The 16,052-nt window shown below is 70.8% G+C and carries 19 protein-coding genes; 9 read left to right on the top strand and 10 right to left on the bottom strand.

Annotated features, from left to right (window positions below):
• Positions 1–154: 154 nt before the first annotated feature.
• Positions 155–328 carry a hypothetical protein gene (locus tag ADL25_RS48675; RefSeq protein ID WP_107116843.1) on the top strand — a complete coding sequence of 58 codons (174 nt, stop codon included), beginning with the start codon at positions 155–157 and terminating at the stop codon, positions 326–328.
• 223 nt (positions 329–551) lie between these two features.
• On the opposite strand, the gene ADL25_RS41540 is transcribed toward ADL25_RS48675, so the two are convergent.
• Positions 552–1,010: a hypothetical protein gene (locus ADL25_RS41540; protein WP_059133133.1), complete on the bottom strand. Its 459-nt coding sequence runs from the start codon at positions 1,008–1,010 to the stop codon at positions 552–554.
• On the bottom strand, positions 1,001–1,729 hold the full coding sequence (locus tag ADL25_RS41535; RefSeq protein ID WP_059133132.1) for an ATP-binding protein: 729 nt from the start codon (positions 1,727–1,729) through the stop codon (positions 1,001–1,003). Before ADL25_RS41535 ends, ADL25_RS41540 begins: the two co-directional genes overlap by 10 nt.
• Before the next feature lie 268 nt (positions 1,730–1,997).
• Between ADL25_RS41535 and ADL25_RS41530 the strand changes: the two genes are divergently transcribed.
• From ADL25_RS41530 to ADL25_RS41520, 3 genes are all read left to right on the top strand, one after another.
• Positions 1,998–2,858, top strand: a complete 861-nt coding sequence (locus ADL25_RS41530) for a helix-turn-helix domain-containing protein (RefSeq protein ID WP_059133131.1) — start codon at positions 1,998–2,000, stop codon at positions 2,856–2,858.
• Positions 2,858–3,112, top strand: coding sequence for a DUF397 domain-containing protein (locus ADL25_RS41525; RefSeq protein ID WP_059133130.1), 255 nt, complete (start codon positions 2,858–2,860; stop codon positions 3,110–3,112). Before ADL25_RS41530 ends, ADL25_RS41525 begins: the two co-directional genes overlap by 1 nt.
• A gap of 90 nt (positions 3,113–3,202) precedes the next feature.
• Positions 3,203–4,018 carry an SAM-dependent methyltransferase gene (locus ADL25_RS41520; RefSeq protein ID WP_059133129.1) on the top strand — a complete coding sequence of 272 codons (816 nt, stop codon included), beginning with the start codon at positions 3,203–3,205 and terminating at the stop codon, positions 4,016–4,018.
• A 266-nt stretch (positions 4,019–4,284) separates the two neighbouring features.
• Here ADL25_RS41520 and ADL25_RS41515 read toward each other — a convergent pair whose 3' ends face one another.
• From ADL25_RS41515 to ADL25_RS41505, 3 genes are all read right to left on the bottom strand, one after another.
• Positions 4,285–5,775, bottom strand: coding sequence for a glutamate synthase subunit beta (locus ADL25_RS41515; protein WP_059133128.1), 1,491 nt, complete (start codon positions 5,773–5,775; stop codon positions 4,285–4,287).
• 107 nt (positions 5,776–5,882) lie between these two features.
• The gene (locus tag ADL25_RS41510) at positions 5,883–6,359 is read right to left on the bottom strand and encodes a DUF1772 domain-containing protein (RefSeq protein ID WP_059133127.1); all 477 of its coding nucleotides are present in this window, start codon (positions 6,357–6,359) and stop codon (positions 5,883–5,885) included.
• A gap of 234 nt (positions 6,360–6,593) precedes the next feature.
• A complete protein-coding gene (locus ADL25_RS41505; protein ID WP_079050958.1) occupies positions 6,594–7,283 on the bottom strand; it encodes a DUF2293 domain-containing protein in 690 nt (229 codons plus the stop codon).
• 224 nt (positions 7,284–7,507) lie between these two features.
• On the opposite strand from ADL25_RS41505, the gene ADL25_RS41500 reads away from it, so the two are divergent.
• On the top strand, positions 7,508–8,149 hold the full coding sequence (locus tag ADL25_RS41500; RefSeq protein ID WP_059133126.1) for a hypothetical protein: 642 nt from the start codon (positions 7,508–7,510) through the stop codon (positions 8,147–8,149).
• Positions 8,150–8,384: 235 nt separating this feature from the next.
• Entirely contained in the window at positions 8,385–8,813 is a 429-nt protein-coding gene (locus tag ADL25_RS41495) for a CBS domain-containing protein (protein ID WP_059133125.1), read from the top strand.
• 9 nt (positions 8,814–8,822) lie between these two features.
• Here the strand turns inward: ADL25_RS41495 and ADL25_RS41490 are convergent, their stop codons facing one another.
• Complete coding sequence (locus ADL25_RS41490; protein ID WP_059133124.1) at positions 8,823–9,950, bottom strand: magnesium and cobalt transport protein CorA; 1,128 nt, start codon at positions 9,948–9,950, stop codon at positions 8,823–8,825.
• 236 nt (positions 9,951–10,186) lie between these two features.
• Between ADL25_RS41490 and ADL25_RS41485 the strand changes: the two genes are divergently transcribed.
• On the top strand, positions 10,187–10,984 hold the full coding sequence (locus ADL25_RS41485; protein WP_059133123.1) for a methyltransferase domain-containing protein: 798 nt from the start codon (positions 10,187–10,189) through the stop codon (positions 10,982–10,984).
• A 29-nt stretch (positions 10,985–11,013) separates the two neighbouring features.
• Here the strand turns inward: ADL25_RS41485 and ADL25_RS41480 are convergent, their stop codons facing one another.
• Both ADL25_RS41480 and ADL25_RS41475 read right to left on the bottom strand, forming a co-directional pair.
• A complete protein-coding gene (locus ADL25_RS41480) occupies positions 11,014–11,919 on the bottom strand; it encodes a carbohydrate kinase family protein (protein WP_234381266.1) in 906 nt (301 codons plus the stop codon).
• Positions 11,916–12,815, bottom strand: a complete 900-nt coding sequence (locus ADL25_RS41475; RefSeq protein ID WP_181923334.1) for a pseudouridine-5'-phosphate glycosidase — start codon at positions 12,813–12,815, stop codon at positions 11,916–11,918. Before ADL25_RS41475 ends, ADL25_RS41480 begins: the two co-directional genes overlap by 4 nt.
• Before the next feature lie 104 nt (positions 12,816–12,919).
• Between ADL25_RS41475 and ADL25_RS41470 the strand changes: the two genes are divergently transcribed.
• The gene (locus ADL25_RS41470) at positions 12,920–13,351 is read left to right on the top strand and encodes a VOC family protein (protein WP_059133121.1); all 432 of its coding nucleotides are present in this window, start codon (positions 12,920–12,922) and stop codon (positions 13,349–13,351) included.
• A 34-nt stretch (positions 13,352–13,385) separates the two neighbouring features.
• Here the strand turns inward: ADL25_RS41470 and ADL25_RS41465 are convergent, their stop codons facing one another.
• Entirely contained in the window at positions 13,386–13,940 is a 555-nt protein-coding gene (locus tag ADL25_RS41465; RefSeq protein WP_059133120.1) for a methylated-DNA--[protein]-cysteine S-methyltransferase, read from the bottom strand.
• A 75-nt stretch (positions 13,941–14,015) separates the two neighbouring features.
• Positions 14,016–14,888: a glycerophosphodiester phosphodiesterase gene (locus ADL25_RS41460; RefSeq protein ID WP_059133119.1), complete on the bottom strand. Its 873-nt coding sequence runs from the start codon at positions 14,886–14,888 to the stop codon at positions 14,016–14,018.
• Between the two features lie 280 nt (positions 14,889–15,168).
• On the opposite strand from ADL25_RS41460, the gene ADL25_RS41455 reads away from it, so the two are divergent.
• Positions 15,169–16,035 carry an MHYT domain-containing protein gene (locus tag ADL25_RS41455; protein WP_059133118.1) on the top strand — a complete coding sequence of 289 codons (867 nt, stop codon included), beginning with the start codon at positions 15,169–15,171 and terminating at the stop codon, positions 16,033–16,035.
• Positions 16,036–16,052: the final 17 nt, after the last annotated feature.

Below are 16,052 nucleotides of genomic sequence, written 5' to 3'. Positions count from 1 at the left end.
ATTTCAGGCGATTCACCGCACATTCGTGGTGACCGAGTGTCAAATGTGTCTCAGTACTGTCACTTCACGAGCTGTTCATGAGGGCGTTCACGTTTAACTCCATAAGCCGACCGTGATCGGCACGCCGAGGGACGGCGTTGCAAGGAGGTGCAAGGTGAACGGGCGAACGGTGCTTGAGCGGTTTCCGGCCGGTGGGCCGCGTGGCTCGTGGCCCGCGGAGGAGTTCGCGCAGGCGCGCCGCCTGGAGGGCCAGCCCGCAGAGGTCGTCATGGACCTCGCGACGGACGCGTTCCTGGTGATCGTGCCCGGGATGGACAGGGTCAAGTAGTCGCCCGCCGCGGTCCGGGCCCGCCCGTGCGGGGATCCTCGCCTTCGTGGCCGGCCCGGGTGCCGAACGCGGCCACCGGCCCCTGCCGGCCTGGCGTCTGCCCCGCGTCACGTCTTCCCGGCGCGCGGCCGGGTCGAGGTCCTACGGGGAGGGCGGCAGCCCGACCGCTTTGACGGGAGACCGTCGTCATGAGTGGCGATCGGACGGAACTGCGGTCCTGCGGTCAGGCGCTGAGCGGGCGCGACCACGCCGGAGTGGTGCCCGTGACCCGGCACAGTGCCAGATAGAGCGGGATCGGCGGGGTGTACGGCACATCGTCCTTCGGACGGTGGATGAGCTCGGGGGTGTCCGGCGCGTCCGGGACGAGCGCACCCGGCACATACCGTGCGGGCGCCGGCCACTCCAGTGCGACATCGGAGTCGCAGGGCACGATCCACCACCAGTCGGCCCGGTCGGCGTACACACAGCCCACCCGGGGGAGCCGGGGAAGCAGCAGGGGTCCGTAGCGGGAGGGCGCGACCACCGCGTCGCAGCCGAGCGGAACCGTCATGCCGTCGGGCAGGGGGATCCGCCCGGACGCCGCTTCTGGCATCCGCTGCGCGCGCTTGAGGCGGACCAGCGAGTCCAGGGTCAGGACACGCGTGGTCAAGGGCCCGGCGGCCCGCACACCACTCACACCCATTCGGTCCCCGATCCCCAGGACGCCTCGGCTTCGGAACCCCGGCCGTCGGCCGGGGGCCGCCTCGCGCTCCAGCCGAGGTCGGACCGCGGTTCGCCGCCCGTGGGCGGCTTCCTGGGACTCCAGCCGAGGTCGTAGTGCACCGCCCGGTCCTCGGGCGCCCGGGACCTGCCGCCGGAACACGACAGGTCCCGGGCCGGCTGTGCCGGACGGGAGTGCTCGTCGGGCGCCGGTTGCCCGGCCTCCCGTGCGAGCTCGGCCCAGACCAGGAGCCCTGACCCCGCTTCCTGGGCTCCCCATGCCCGGCACAGGGCCGCGACGAGAAGCAGTCCCCTCCCGTGCTCCTCCTCGGGGCGCTCAGGAGAGGGGTGCGGCTCGCCGGGAGCGCATCCCTCGTCCTGTACGGCGATCCGCACCACTTGGTCCTCGTCGCGCAGTTCGCAGACGACGCGTTCACCCGCGGTGTGCACGATCGCGTTGGTCACCAGCTCGGAGACCACCAACGCGGCCGTGTCGCACGTGTCCTCGCACACGGCCCAGCCGGTCAGACGGGCCCGCGTCAGCTGCCGGGCCCGCGCGACGGACCCGGGGTGGGCGGCCAGTTCGAAGCGGAACCGGCGCTCGGCTGCCGCGCCGGGGCGCACCCCTGTGGCGCCGACCGGTCCGAACCGGTCTGCGGTGGCGTCTGTTCCTAACGGCGCGGGCGGAATCACGCTTGCCACTATCGCCCCGCCGTGAACACTTGGCAAGAGTCACTCTGAAAATTGCAGAGTGCAGTGTGACTGCGCGAAGCTGCATGGCACACTGCTCGCAACAGCACTTCGAGCGACGCCTGTTGGGATCTGTCACCCGGGCTCATGAGTCCGGTGCCCGCGTCGTGGGTTCGCGCAGCATCGGTGTCGGCGTGGATACGGTGCGCAACGGTGCCGAAAGGTTTCGAGCAGCGCCGTCGGTGCTGTCAGAACACAGAAGGACGGGAAGAGGTGCGAGGTGAGTGAACCGCGGTCGGCGCCGACGGTCGGTCAGGTCGTCCTCGGCCGACGTCTGCTGGACCTGCGGGAACGGGCGGGCCTCAAGCGGGAGGAGGCCGCGCGCATCCTCCGGGTCGCGCCCGCCACCGTCCGCCGTATGGAGATGGCCGAGGTCGCCCTGAAGATCCCGTACCTCCAGCTGCTGCTGAAGTCGTACGGCGTGAGCGACGAGGAGGCCGAGGCCTTCGTCCAGCTGGCCGAGGACTCCAACAAGCCGGGCTGGTGGCAGCGGTTCCACGACATCCTGCCGGGCTGGTTCTCGATGTACGTCAGCCTGGAGGGCGCCGCCGCGCTCATCCGGCAGTACGAACCGCACTTCGTGCCCGGCATCATGCAGACCGAGGACTACGCCCGGGGAGTCCTGAAGTCGGGTGCCATCGGGCAGACCAGCCCCGAGGACATCGAGGGCCATGTGGCACTGCGTATGCAGCGCCAGGAGTTGTTGACACGTGAGAACGGGCCTCGTGTCTGGGCCGTGATGGACGAGACGGCGCTGCGTCGTCCGGTCGTGGGTGCCGAGGTCATGCGCGCCCAGGTCGAACGGCTGCTGGAGGTCATGGCCCTGCCGCACGTGACCCTGCAGGTGCTCGAGTTCGCCTCGGGCCCGCATCCGGGCACGTACGGGCCTTTCGTCCTGTTCCGATTTGCCATGTCAGAACTGCCGGACATGGTCTACAGCGAGTACCTGACCGGCGCCGTCTACCTGGACGCGCGTACCGAGGTGGCGACCCACCTCGAGGTCATGGACCGCATGGCGGCTCACGCCGCTACTGCACAACGCACGAAGGAGATCCTCGAGGATCTCCGCAAGGAGCTGTAATGGATCGCAACACGCCGCGCAAACGCGTCTACAACGGCATGCCCGCCCGCGAACTGGGCAGTGAAGGCTGGCACAAGCCGTGGAGTGGAGGCAACGGCGGCAACTGCCTGGAGGCGATGAAGCTCGCTGACGGCCGGATCGCCGTCCGTCAGTCGACCGACCCGGACGGACCCGCACTGATCTACACATCCGCCGAGATGACCGCGTTCATCGAGGGAGCCAAGGCGGGGGTGGCCGACTTCCTGCTCTCATGACTCATGTGTTGCTCAGCGCAGTTGTTCATCCCACCACTGACTTGGCACTGAATTGATCACTGACCTTCCCACGGACTTACGGAGTTCCTCATGACCGGGCAGGATCCCGCCCAGGACGCCGTCGTCATCGACACGAGCAGGCCGCATCCCGCGCGCATGTACGACTGGTACCTCGGCGGGAAGGACAACTACCCCGTCGACGAGGAGATGGGGCGGCAGATGCTCGCCCTGGACCCACGGGTGCCGGTGATGGCACGGGTCAACCGCGCGTTCATGCACCGCGCCACCCGTTGGCTGGCGCAGAACGGCGTGCGGCAGTTCCTGGACATCGGCACGGGCATCCCGACCGAGCCGAACCTGCACCAGCTCGCCCAGCAGGTCGCGCCGGACGTGCGCGTCGTCTACTGCGACAACGACCCGATCGTGCTGGCTCACGCGGCGGCCCTGCTGCGCAGTACGCCCGCGGGGGCGACCGAGTACCTGCAGGCGGACGTGCGCGACCCCGGCACCATCCTCGAAGGGGCCAGGAAGGTGCTGGACTTCCGGCAGCCGGTGGCACTCTCCCTGGTCGCACTCCTGCACTTCATCTCGGACGAGGACGGGGCGCACGACCTGGTCGACCGGCTGCTGGCCGAACTGCCGTCCGGCAGCTTTCTGATGATGACCCATGCCACCGCCGACTTCACCCCGGAGGAGTCCGCGGCGGCGATCGCGAAGCTCAAGGCGGTCGGCGTCACGCTGGCGCTCCGCTCCCGGGACGAGTTCTCGCACTTCTTCGACGGACTCGACCTCGTCGAACCCGGCGTCGAGGTGGTCCACAAATGGCACCCGGAGCTCGGCGAGGCGGTGCCCGGACAGGACGACGGGGTCATCCCCGGCTATGGAGCGGTGGGCCGCAAGCCGTAGCCGACGAGGGCACTGCGGGGACCGTGGGCGACTGCGTCGGCTGTGAGGGGTCCGCCGGGCGCCTCACAGCCGCCGTTCCCCAGGCCCTCGGCCTGGGGCACGTGGGGCGGGGCAGTGGTTGCCCGGCCGCCGCGACGGGAACGGCAGCGGCGGAGCGGTTCACCGACACCGTCGTCCACCCCCTCGGCGCGGTACGTCTCGACGTCCTGTCCGTCGACGTCCGGCCGGCGCCGCCGATGGGTGGCCGGCCCGTCCCTACGGCACCTTCACGCCCTCATCGGCTTGTCGTACGGTCCGATCGGCGCCGGCAGGTGCGACGCGCCCTCGCTCAGCCTGCGGTCCACCGCGGCCGCGGCCGCCCGTCCCTCCGCGATCGCCCACACGATCAGCGACTGTCCGCGCGCGGCGTCCCCGGCGGCGTACACCCCGGGCACGTTGGTGGCGAACTCGTCGTCCCGAACGATCGTGCCGCGTGGGTCGAGCGCGATGCCGAGCTGGTCGATCAGCCCGTCCCCGCGATCGGGTCCCGAGAACCCCAGCGCGAGCAGCACCAGGTCGGCGGGGAGCGTCCGCTCCGTTCCCGGCAGCGGGCGGCGCCGCTCGTCCACCTCGACCAGTTGCAGCGCCTGCACATGACCGTCGGGGTCTCCCGTGAAGCGCAGCGTCGACGCCGCGAACAGCCGCGCGTCCGCGACCGCCGCGGGCGCCGTCCGCAGCTCCCGCGCCTCTTCGTGGGCTGCCGACAGCCGATAGATCTTCGGATAGGTCGGCCAGGGCTCGGTGTCCTCGTCCCGCTCGGCCTCCGGCAGCGGGTAGATGTCCAGCTGGGTCACCGAGGCGGCCGCCTCGCGCACCGCGGTCCCGAGGCAGTCCGCCCCGGTGTCACCGCCACCCACGATCACGACATGCTTCCCGGCCGCCGACAGCGGGGAGACCTCCAGATCCCCCTCGCACACGCGGTCTGCCAGCGGCAGATACTCCATCGCCTGATGGATGCCTGCCAACTCCCGGCCCGGCACATCGAGTTCGCGCCAGGCCGTGGCGCCCGTCGCGAGCACCACGGCGTCGTAGCGTGCCCGTAGCTCCGCGGCCCCGATGTCCCTGCCGACGACCGTCGACGTGCGGAACTTCGTCCCCTCGGCGCGCATCTGCTCCAGACGGCGGTTCAAGTGCCGCTTCTCCATCTTGAACGCTGGTATCCCGTACCGCAGCAGCCCCCCGACCTGGTCGGCACGCTCGTACACCGCCACGGTGTGACCGGCCCGCGTGAGCTGCTGGGCCGCCGCGAGCCCCGCCGGCCCCGATCCGACGACCGCGACGGTGCGCCCGGACAGCCGGTCGGGCGGACGCGGCGGGGCGAACCCCTCCTGCCAGGCCCGGTCCGCTATCGCCACCTCCACGTTCTTGATGGTGACCGCGGGCTGGTTGATGGCGAGCACGCACCCTGCCTCGCAAGGGGCAGGACACAACCGCCCGGTGAACTCGGGAAAGTTGTTCGTTGCGTGCAGCCGGTCGCTCGCGGCCCGCCAGTCCTCCCGTGAGACGAGATCGTTCCACTCGGGGATCAGATTCCCGAGTGGGCACGCCTCGTGGCAGAACGGGATCCCGCAGTCCATGCACCGGTTCGCCTGCCGGCTGATGATCGGCAGCAGCGCACCCGGCACGTACACCTCGTTCCAGTCCCGCACCCGCTCCTCGACGGGCCGCCGGGGCCATTCCTCGCGGGGTGTGGTCATAAAACCCTTGGGATCGGCCATGGCCGTCTCCCTTGCACACGCGTACGGGGCGGTTTCGTGCCACGATACGACGCCACCGGCCCGGCTGCCCCCCGGCAGTCGCCGGCAGGCGGGGCCGGTGCCGTGGCTCAGGTGAGGGCGAGGAGATAGGACAAGGCGGCCCCGGCCGACGCGACGGTGCGGACGTGGTTCCACAGGGTCCACTCCCGCACGTAGCTGCGCCAGTACACGGCCGTTTCAGGGGCGTCCGGGTCCATCCGCAGCAGCGCGCCGTTGCGAGGGACGTTCGCCGCGGCGGTCACCGCGAACACACCGACCAGATAGAGGGCGCTGCCCACCAGCAGTTCCACGGTGCCCTCGGGCCACAGCACGAACGTGACCACGGCGAGCACGGCGCTCAGCAGCGCCGCGCCCATGAACAGGATCATGAACGCCGGTGTTGTCGCGGCCCTGTTGATCGCGTTCATCGCGGCGGCTCCACGTGCCGGGGGCAGCGAGCCGAGGCCCCGCATCACGAACGCCGAGAACGCGAAGCACACCCCCGCCACCAGACCGGTCCCCAGCACCCCGAGCACGGTCAGTGCGAAATACGGCCCATCGATCATGTCAACTCCCCCATCGGTCCCCCGGACGCTGAGATCCTTCCCCACGCACCCCGTCACCGGAAGTGAATACGAGCACGAGATCGGTGACCTTGCGCGTGCGCACGCAAACCCGCCTCACCCGCACACCCTCCGCCCGGCGGTCAGGAGACGCCGAACGCCCTGCGCCGACTCGTCCCGGACCTGCTTGGATCAACCTGCCGGCATGCCCCGGCTGTCCCGCCGCCCGCGCCCGCATCACGCCACCTGCCGCAGTCGCCACCCACGCAGTACCGACTCCACGCCGTTCGCGATGCGCCGCCGCGCCTCGGCCCGCGGCACCCCGTCCATCAGGAGCGTGTCGTACGGCGTCTCCGTGTGCCGCACGGACGCCCGCACCGCCGCCGTGACCGCCTCCTGCGACAGCGTCCGCCCCGCCGCACTGCGCCCCACCCGCCCGCTTCCGCGCACCGACGCATGCGCCGCGATCGCCTGGGCCCGATCGGCCGGGCACCCGGGAAAGAGCCGCCGGATCTCGTCGGCCAACGCCTCCGTGAACACCTCGTCCTGAGCGGCCCGCCGCCGGGCGTTCCGCACCCTGCGTCTGCGCCGAGCCTCCGCGTCCGCCAGGCACCGCTCCTCGGCCCGTGCGAGTGCCTCCTCCTCGACGAGCAGCCCCTGCCGCTCGTAGCGGCCACGGCGCCGGTCGAAGCGCACCACCACCGCCGAGAGCGTGCTCGCCTCCCGGGACCTCCGCGTCAGCGCGGTGTCGCCCCGCGGCAGGAACACCAGATGCCCGAGGTCCGCGCAGTCCAGGCAGCGTGGCGCACCATCCTCCAGCACCAGCAGGGGCAGCGGCCCTCTCCGGCACCCGGCGCAGTGCCGTCGTTTGAGCGGCTGGATCACGAGAAGTCCTGCCCAGGGCGGAGGAGTTGGGGTCGGCCTCATATCCGCTTCATTCCCCACCCGTCCGCCACCCGACCACGCCGGACCGGGCCGCTCCCGGCAGGCCCGGCCGGGGCGCCCTCGGACCCTGCCGTTCCGGGGGGCGGGCGAGCGGAGCGCGACGGGTGATCCGCGCGGGCCCGGAGCCGTGCCGAGCCCGTCGACAGGCAGCTGCGCGGTTCATCCCCTGGGGCCGAGCAGCGGGTTCGTGCTCGCGACGCGGCATCATGGGCCCTGTGCGACTCGAAGCGATCACCTGGGAACGGCTCGGCGACCTTCTCGCCGACCGGCTGCTCGACCTGAAGTCCGCCGACGGCAGCCCCTGGCTGCGCATCGCTTTCGACGGCGCCCCGGCGGCGCGTCCCGGAGATCTGGCCCAGCGGGTCTCCGACGTGCTGGGCATACGGGGCCGGCCCTCGCTCGTCGTCGGCACGGAGGGCTTTCTGCGCCCGGCGTCCGTCCGCCTCGAGCACGGCCATCAGGACCCGGACTCCTATTACGACGGCTGGCTCGACACCGGCGCTGTGTGGCGCGAGGTGTTCGGCCCGCTCGAACCGGGCGGCGACGGACGCGTGCTGCCCGATCTGTGGGACCCGGTCGCCGACCGCGCCACCCGCAGCCCCTATGTCCCGCTCCCGCCGGGCGGGTTGCTGCTGCTCCATGGCCCCCTCCTCCTGCGCCACTGGTTCCCCTTCGACCTGAGCGTCCACGTCCTTCTCTCGCCCGGCGCGCTCCGGCGGCGGACCCCGGAGCCGGAGCAGTGGACGCTTCCCGCTTTCGAGCGCTACGAGGCGGAGACCGATCCGGGTGCCGCCGCCGTTGTACTCATCCGCGCCGACGACCCGCGGCACCCCGCGTGGAACGGCTGAACCGTTCGGAGAAGGACGACAAGGCCCCCAGTGATCATCCGCGTCGTCCCGCGGAAGACCGTGCGCTCCGCGGCCCGATCTCCCGGTCGTCGGCGTGATCCTGCGTCCGGCGGCCGAGGCGCCCTGCCGCCCCGGTGCTCCGGGTGCGTCGGCCCGGGAAGACGGCGACAATGAAGGCGTCGGGACATGCGGTGCGTCCCGTGCCGCGCCGGCCGTCCGGCATCGGAGGTGTCCCATGACCACTGCCGGAGACATCATGCACCGTGGTGCCCAGTGGATCCCCGCACACGAGACCCTGGACCGAGCCGCCCAGTTGATGCGCGAACTCAACGTCGGTGCGCTGCCCATCAGTGACGAGAACGAGCGGCTCTGCGGCATCCTCACCGACCGCGACATCGTCGTCGGCTGCGTGGCCATGGGCCGCGACCCCTCACGTGTGACCGCGGCCGACATGGCTCAGGGCACGCCACGCTGGATCGAGGCGAGCGCCGACGTCGGCGACGTGCTCACGGCCATGGAGGAGTACCAGATCCGCCGGCTCCCCGTCATCGAGAACAAGCGTCTCGTCGGCATGATCAGCGAGTCGGACCTCGCCCAGCACCTGACCGACGATCAGCTCGCCACCTGGGTGGAGACCGTCTACTCGAGGGCCACGGTGCGCTGATCCGGCCTCCTACAGCCAGCCGTTGCGCTTGAACCCGCGGTACAGGGCGAAACAGCCGACGGCTATCACGGCCATCACCAGCGGATAGCCGATTCTCCAGTGCAGTTCGGGCATGTACGTGAAGTTCGTGCCGTAGACGCCTGTGAGCATGGTGGGCACGGCGATGAGGGCGGCCCAGGCCGTGATCCTGCGCATGTCCGCGTTCTGGGCGACACTCACCTGCGCGAGGTGGGCCTGGAGGATCGAGTTGAGCAGTTCGTCGAACGCGGCTATCTGCTCGGTGGCGCGCAGCTGGTGGTCCGAGACGTCCCGGAAGTACGTCTGTATCTCCGGGTCGATCACCCGGGTCGGGCGGGTGGAGAGTTCCTGGAGGGGGCGGCCCAAGGGGACCACCGCCCGCTTCAGCTCGAGCAGTTCGCGCTTGAGCTGGTAGATGCGCCCCGGATCGAGCCGAGCGCCGTTGTCGGCGAAGACGTCCATCTCGACCTGGTCGATGTCCTCCTGCACCGCGTCCGTGACGCTCAGATAGTCGTCCACGACATGGTCGGCGATCGCGTGCAGTACCGCCGCGGGTCCCTTGGCGAGCCGGTGGGGGTGCGCCTCCAGCTCCTCGCGCAAGGGACCCAGCGAGCCGTGCCGGCCGTGCCGCACCGTGATGACGAAGGCAGGGCCGATGAACACCATGATCTCGCCGGTGTTCACGATCTCGCTGGTCGCGGTCAGTTCCTTGTGCTCCACGTAGCAGACCGTCTTGAAGACCGCGAACAGCGTGTCCCCGTAACGCTCCAGCTTGGGTCGCTGGTGTGCCTCCACCGCGTCCTCGACGGCCAGCGGGTGCAGATCGAAGAGCTCGGCGATGCCCGCGAACTCGTCGTCCGTCGGCTCGTGCAGCCCGAGCCAGACGAAACCGTCCTCGCTCTTGCGCAGCCGCTCCACGTCCTCGACCAGATCGCCACCACCGGGAACCCGCACGCCGTCCTCGTACGTCACGCACTTCACCACCGCGGAGCCCAGCGGTGACCGGGCGGGATGGCTCAGGTCGACGCGGCCGTGGCGCCGCCCCAACCGCGCCGCCTTGCGGAGGCCGCCGACCCTGTCGAGGCCTGTGACCTTCCGCAGATTCCCTGCCATGGACATTCTGGATCTCCTTGCGTGGATCTCCTCGCGTCGCGCTCTGCGCCTTCGCGGGCCAGTCTGCCAGTCCGTCTCGAGCGGCGGGGAAGCCTGTGGGAATGGAACGTTCCGTTTCGGTGCGAGGGTTGCGGGATCCGTCCGGTGCGGCAGGGTGACAGCACACTCGTGCGAGTGTCGTGTGCGGGCCCGCCGGAGCGTCTCCCCGCACGAACAGTCGGCCCGCCTGGGACGATGTCACCATGACGCCAACCGACGGGTATCTCCTCGACAACCAGCAGGCCGAGGCGGGCCGGCGCTTCGACGCGCTCTCCACCCTGTTCGACCCCACGACGTTCCGTCACATCGAGGATCTCGGTATCGGACCCGGCTGGCGCTGCTGGGAGGTTGGAGCAGGCGGCACCTCGGTGATCTCCTGGCTCGCCAAGAAGGTCGGCCCCACCGGGAAGGTCGTCGCGACCGATGTCGACACCTCGTGGGCGGTGTCGGCCGCCCGCCCCCCGATCGAGGTCCGCACCCATGACGTGGGCGCGGAGGACCCGCCGGGGGCCGGTTTCGACCTCGTCCACTCCCGGCTCGTCCTGGTCCACGTCCCGGACCGGGAGCGGGCGTTGCGGTCGATGATCGACGCATTGCGCCCGGGCGGACGGATCCTGATCGAGGACGCCGACCCGGCGCTGCAGCCCCTGCTCTGCCCGGACGAGTACGGTCCCGAACAGGAGCTCGCCAACCGCCTGCGCACGGGCTTCCGCGCCCTCCTCGCCGAGCGCGGCGCCGACCTGTCGTACGGCCGCAGACTCCCGCGTCTGCTCCGTGAGGCGGGCCTGCGGCGGGTGGAGGCCGACGCGTACTTCCCCGTCGCCTCGCCCGCCTGCACGGCCCTCGAAGCCGCGACCGTCCGTCAGATCCGCGAACGGCTCGTCGCCGCCGGCCTTGCCACGGACGAGGAGATCGACCGCCATCTGTCCCATGTCGCCTCCGGCACGATGGATCTGGCGACGTCCCCGATGATCTCGGCCTGGGGACGCAAGGGGGAGTAGGGGAGGGGACCTGCGCGAGCGAGCGGCTCCTACGGCGTCCGCGCCGGTGGGCGTCCTCCCACCGTCGTCACCGCCAGGGCTCCGGCCCTGCACCCCTGCTCGGCCGCCTCCTCCGGTTCCGCCCCCGCGAGCAGTGCCGCCAGGAAGGCCCCGGTGAACGCGTCACCTGCCCCGGTCGTGTCGCGCGGGGAGACGGGAACGGCCGGGACCCGGGCCCGCACCGCTCCCGACGCGGCGACCAGGGCACCCTGTGCACCCTGCTTGGCGACCACCAGGGGGACCTGACGGCTCAGCTTGGCCGCCGCGTCCTCCGGGTCGGGCAGCCCGGTCAGCAGGCACGCCTCGTCCCGGCTCGGCAGCAGCACATCGAGCCCCTCGGCGAACGCCAGGAAGGTGTCCACTCCCGACTCGGTGAGAAACCCAGCCGACGCCGGATCCAGGCTCACCGGTACGTCCCGCGACCGTGCCGCGTCGAGCGCCACAGCCGCCAGCGCCCTGCTCGGCCCGGAGAAGAGCAGATAGCCCGAAAGATGCAGTCGGGCCACCCCGTCGAGCAACGCGTCCGACCAGTCGTCGGGCGCCAGCCGCAGCGACGCTCCGCTGTCCGTGAGGAACGTGCGCTCCGCCGAGGCACCCGCGTCCACCAGGCAGATCACCGTCCCCGTGGGGGCCTCGGCGTCGACGACGAGGTGGGGCCGTACGCCCGCCGCCGTCAGTTCGCGTTCGTGCCAGGCGGCCGCGTCGGCACCGACCCGGCCGAGCAGCCGCACATCGGGACTGCCCCAATGGGCTGCCCAGCACGCCACGTTCGCGCCCGCGCCACCCGGCAGTGTCCGGATGGAGGCGGCCGTGTCCGTACCCGTTGCGAGCGGACCGCGATGGCGGGCGACGACGTCCGTGACCACGTCCCCGATGACGAGAAGCGCCCCGCTCACGCCTCCGCCCAGGCCGCCGCGATCCGAGCGGCGAGCCGTACGTTCCCCCGCACCGCCGCCAGATTGGCGCTCAGCGAGGCGCCGTCGGTGTGCCGTACCAGATGGTCGAGCAGGAACGGCGTGACCGCCTGCCCGGTGATGCCCGCCTCCTCGCACGCCTGCAGTGCGTCGGCGAGCACCCGGGCATGGAGAGAGGGATCGAGCTGCTCCTCCCGCGGCACCGGATTGGCGACGACGAGCGCCGACTGCGGGCCGCGGAGCGTGTCCTGGGCGCGCATGACCTCCGCCACCTGGGCCGGCGACTCCAGGCTCCAGTCGACCGTGTGACCCGAGTCCGACAGGTAGAAGCCCGGGAAGCGGTCGGTGCGGTAGCCGGCCACCGCCACCCCCAGGGTCTCCAGTCGCTGCAGCGTCGCCGGCACATCCAGGATCGACTTCACACCGGCGCAGACCACGGTGATCCTGGTCCGAGCCAGCAGCCCCAGATCGGCGGACTCGTCCTGGGTGACCGTCCACTCGCGGTGCACCCCGCCGAGCCCACCCGTGGCGAACACCCGGATCCCGGCGAGGGCGGCCAGCGACGCCGTCGCGGATACGGTCGTCGCCCCGCTCGCTTGCGTCGCCGCCGCGAGTGCCAGATCGCGGTGCCCCAGTTTGCGGATCCCGTCCTCGTTCGCGACCCGTTCGACCTGCTGTTTGTCCAGGCCGACATGGGCGCGGCCGTCCAGGACGGCGATCGTGGCGGGTACCGCGCCCTCCTGCCGGACGGCGTCCTCCAGTTCCAGGGCGACCTGGAGATTGCGCGGGCGGGGCAGCCCGTGCGCGATGATCGTCGATTCCAGGGCCACCACGGGCCGGCGCGCGGCGAGCGCCTCCCGTACCTCTTCGGACACCATCAGCACGGGCCTGCCTCCTGTCTTCCGGTCCTGCCTCATCTCTGGCGGGCGGCACACGCTCCCAAACCCTTGAAAGCCGAGACAGAGCACACCAGCCTGGGGGCATGACGGACAGCTCGCCACGTCTCGACCATGTCGTCCTGTGGGTCCGGGATCCGGTCGCCGCCGCCTCCTTCTACGAGCAGGCGGTCGGTCTGGAACCCCTCAGGCTCGCGGAGTTCATCGCCGCAAAAGTGCCGTTCCCCTCGGTGCGGCTCAATGAGGAGAGCATCATCGACCTCGCGCCGCTGTCGCTCGCGACGTCGATGAAGATGCTGCCAGGGGCCGACGGGAGCGCCGGGCATCCGGTGAACCACGTGTGCCTGTCCCTGCACGGGGAGGCGGCCTTCGACACCCTGCGGGCGCGCCTGGAGGCGCTGTCCGTTCCCGTCTCGGACTTCTCGTACGACTCCTTCGGTGCCCGGGGCGCGGCCCGGCGCAGCTTCTACTTCCGCGACCCGGACGGCAATGTCCTCGAGGCACGGCACTACGCGTAGCGGACGGGTGCTTCCGGGTCCGAGCGGGCCCCGCTCAGAACAGCGGCTCGGGCAGCACCCCTTCGAGTGCCAGAAGCTGCCGCTTGGTCTCCAGGCCACCACCGAAACCACCGATGCCACCGTCGCTCTCGACCACGCGATGGCACGGCACCACCACCGGCAGCGGGTTCGAGCCCATCGCCACTCCCACGGCCTGGGCCGCGCCCGGCTGTCCGATCCGGTGGGCCAGATCGCCGTACCCCACCACCGTGCCGTACGGGACGCCGGAAGCCAGTTCGCGCAGTACCTGGCGGTTGAATCCGGTGGTCAGGGACCAGTCCAGCGGCAGCTCGAAGCCGCGCCGCTCACCCTTGAAGTAGGCCGCCACCTGGCGTATCGCCTCGGCCAGGAGCGGTGAACCGGGGTCCTCGACCGGCTCCGTGCCGAGCCGGGACCCGAGCCTTTCCAGTGCTCTGTCGCGCACGGGGTCGGTCGCGTGGAACACCACGTTCACCAGCCCGTCGCGCGTGGCGGCCAGCAGCAGCGGACCGATGTCGGTGGCGACGACGGCCCACGCCGGCTGCTGCTCGTACTGCCCATGGCTGTCCATGCGTCCACCGTACGGCGCGGCACTGACAACGCCCCGGGTACGGACTGCGGCCCTGTTCGCACCCGGGCGGCGGGATCAGGATGCGGTGACCGCTCTGCGCACCACGTCCGGGACGTTCGTGATCAGTCCGTCCACTCCGTAGCCGGTCAGCCGTTCGGCGTCGCCGCCGCTGTTCACGATCCAGGCGAAGACCTTCACCGGTGCGCCGTGCGGGCCCTTCAGCGCATGGACCGCCGAGACGTAGCGGGGCGAGAGTCCCGAGTACGCCGAGTTGATCTGGTCGGCGAACCGCGCGTACGCCGGCAGCTCCGCCGTCCGGGGCGTGCCCAGGTACGCCGTCCTGATTCCCGGCCGCAGCCGGTGGACCCTGCGCACACTGTCGGCGCTGAAGCTCTGGACTACGAGCCGGCGCCCGAGGTGGTCGCCGTCCAGCCAGCCCTCGTTGTTCAGCAGATCGAGGGTCTGGCGCTCGATCCCCGGATACAGCTGCGGATTCTTGATCTCCAGCACGAGCTTCTGGTGGTTGCGCGACACGCGTTCCAGGTACTGCCGCAGCGTCGGCACGCGCGCTCCCGCGTACCGGCGGCCGAACCAGCTGCCGGCGTCCAGGCGCGCGATTTCCGCCGCGGTGAAGTCCTTCACCCGCCAGGGCGCCCGGTGCGGGTAGAGCCGCTTGACGTCGGTCGTGCGGTTCAGCGTCGCGTCGTGGATGACGACGAGCCGGCCGTCCTTGGTGCGCTGGACGTCGTTCTCGACCCAGTCGATGCCCATGGCGGCCGCCCGGTCCACGGCCGCCAGGGTGTTCTCGGGTGCGTAGGCGGAGGCTCCGCGATGCGCGACGACGACCGGTCCGTCGCCGCCGGTCGCACCGGCATGCGGAGTCGGCAGTATGGCCACGCCGAGTCCGAAGAAGGCGGTGGTCGTGGCGGCGGCAACGCGCGCGTGCATGCGTGCTCCTCATGTCGTGTGATCACAGACAGCACCAGAGTGACAGCAGAGAGTCAAGGAGGATGGGCGCAGGATGGCCACAGATTGCCTGGAGTTGCCCAAGGGTGAGCACAAGGGCCGCACAAGTGCGTTAGCACCGTGATTCTTTGCCGGAATATCGTTCGACCGTTCCGGTGGGGGTCTTACGCTCTGCCTCAGCAGCCCTGACCGTTCGTCGCGGTTCTGGGGATGGGGGGCATTTCCGGATTCAGGACGCATCAGGGCGGAGGGGCAGTCACGCATGCAGAACACCGTCGACGGCTTCAGCTACGGACTCGTCACACCTGTGGTGGCGTACCTCATGGCCTGCCTCGGCGGCGCGCTCGGTCTGCGCTGCACCGCCAGATCGATGCTGGTCGCCCGGTCCTGGCGGGTCGGGTGGCTCGCCCTGGGAGCCGCTGCCATCGGCTCCGGCGTATGGACCATGCACTTCGTAGCGATGATGGGCTTCAGCGTCGAAGAGACCCCGATCCACTACGACCGGGGGATCACCTTCGCGAGCCTGGCCGTCGCCATCGTCATGGTCGGCGTCGGGGTCTTCATCGTGGGCTACCGCGGGGCCACCGGGGTGGCCCTCTTCACGGGCGGCACGATCACCGGTCTCGGGATCGCCTCCATGCACTACCTGGGCATGGCGGGGATGCGGCTCAACGGAGTGCTCGGGTACAACACGCTCACCGTCACCGCCTCGGTCGTCATAGCGGTCGTCGCGGCGACCGCGGCGCTCTGGGCGGCAGGCCAGGCCCGCGGCTTTCTGTGGAGCATCGGCGCGAGTCTCGTCATGGGGTTCGCGGTCAGCGGAATGCACTACACGGGCATGGCCGCGCTCCGTGTCCACATGCACACCTCCCCCCATGCTCCGGCCGGTGAATCCCCCGCCGCGTTGCTGGCCCCGCTGATGATCGGCCCGCTCCTCTTCCTGTGCCTGGCCGGCGTCGTCGTGATGTTCGACCCGCTGATCGTCATGGGCAAGCCCGTCTGGAAGCCGGTCGAGCGCAAGCCCGGGATCCCGGCCCATCCAGAGTTGGAGGACACCGGACGGCGTACGCTGCTGCGCAGCCCCGAGCGCGCCGGTCAGCGCGGCTACCGCACGGCGCAGAGACGCTGACCGGTCCCCGTTGTCAG

This window comes from Streptomyces sp. NRRL F-5122 (assembly GCF_001507435.1).
GTDB classification, from domain to species: Bacteria; Actinomycetota; Actinomycetes; order Streptomycetales; family Streptomycetaceae; genus Streptomyces; species Streptomyces lannensis.
Note: the sequence above shows the minus strand (reverse complement) of the source record. Positions and strands in the feature narration are given on the sequence as shown.

Coding starts and splice junctions, on each gene's coding strand:
- ADL25_RS41455 (WP_059133118.1), top strand. CDS start 15,169: ATGCAGAACACCGTCGACGGCTTCAGCTACGGACTCGTCACACCTGTG.
- ADL25_RS41500 (WP_059133126.1), top strand. CDS start 7,508: ATGGGCCCTGTGCGACTCGAAGCGATCACCTGGGAACGGCTCGGCGAC.
- ADL25_RS41520 (WP_059133129.1), top strand. CDS start 3,203: ATGACCGGGCAGGATCCCGCCCAGGACGCCGTCGTCATCGACACGAGC.
- ADL25_RS41495 (WP_059133125.1), top strand. CDS start 8,385: ATGACCACTGCCGGAGACATCATGCACCGTGGTGCCCAGTGGATCCCC.
- ADL25_RS41505 (WP_079050958.1), bottom strand. CDS start 7,283: ATGAGGCCGACCCCAACTCCTCCGCCCTGGGCAGGACTTCTCGTGATC.
- ADL25_RS41475 (WP_181923334.1), bottom strand. CDS start 12,815: ATGGTGTCCGAAGAGGTACGGGAGGCGCTCGCCGCGCGCCGGCCCGTG.
- ADL25_RS41485 (WP_059133123.1), top strand. CDS start 10,187: ATGACGCCAACCGACGGGTATCTCCTCGACAACCAGCAGGCCGAGGCG.
- ADL25_RS41525 (WP_059133130.1), top strand. CDS start 2,858: ATGGATCGCAACACGCCGCGCAAACGCGTCTACAACGGCATGCCCGCC.
- ADL25_RS41490 (WP_059133124.1), bottom strand. CDS start 9,950: ATGTCCATGGCAGGGAATCTGCGGAAGGTCACAGGCCTCGACAGGGTC.
- ADL25_RS41540 (WP_059133133.1), bottom strand. CDS start 1,010: ATGGGTGTGAGTGGTGTGCGGGCCGCCGGGCCCTTGACCACGCGTGTC.
- ADL25_RS41510 (WP_059133127.1), bottom strand. CDS start 6,359: ATGATCGATGGGCCGTATTTCGCACTGACCGTGCTCGGGGTGCTGGGG.
- ADL25_RS41470 (WP_059133121.1), top strand. CDS start 12,920: ATGACGGACAGCTCGCCACGTCTCGACCATGTCGTCCTGTGGGTCCGG.
- ADL25_RS41460 (WP_059133119.1), bottom strand. CDS start 14,888: ATGCACGCGCGCGTTGCCGCCGCCACGACCACCGCCTTCTTCGGACTC.
- ADL25_RS41465 (WP_059133120.1), bottom strand. CDS start 13,940: ATGGACAGCCATGGGCAGTACGAGCAGCAGCCGGCGTGGGCCGTCGTC.
- ADL25_RS41515 (WP_059133128.1), bottom strand. CDS start 5,775: ATGGCCGATCCCAAGGGTTTTATGACCACACCCCGCGAGGAATGGCCC.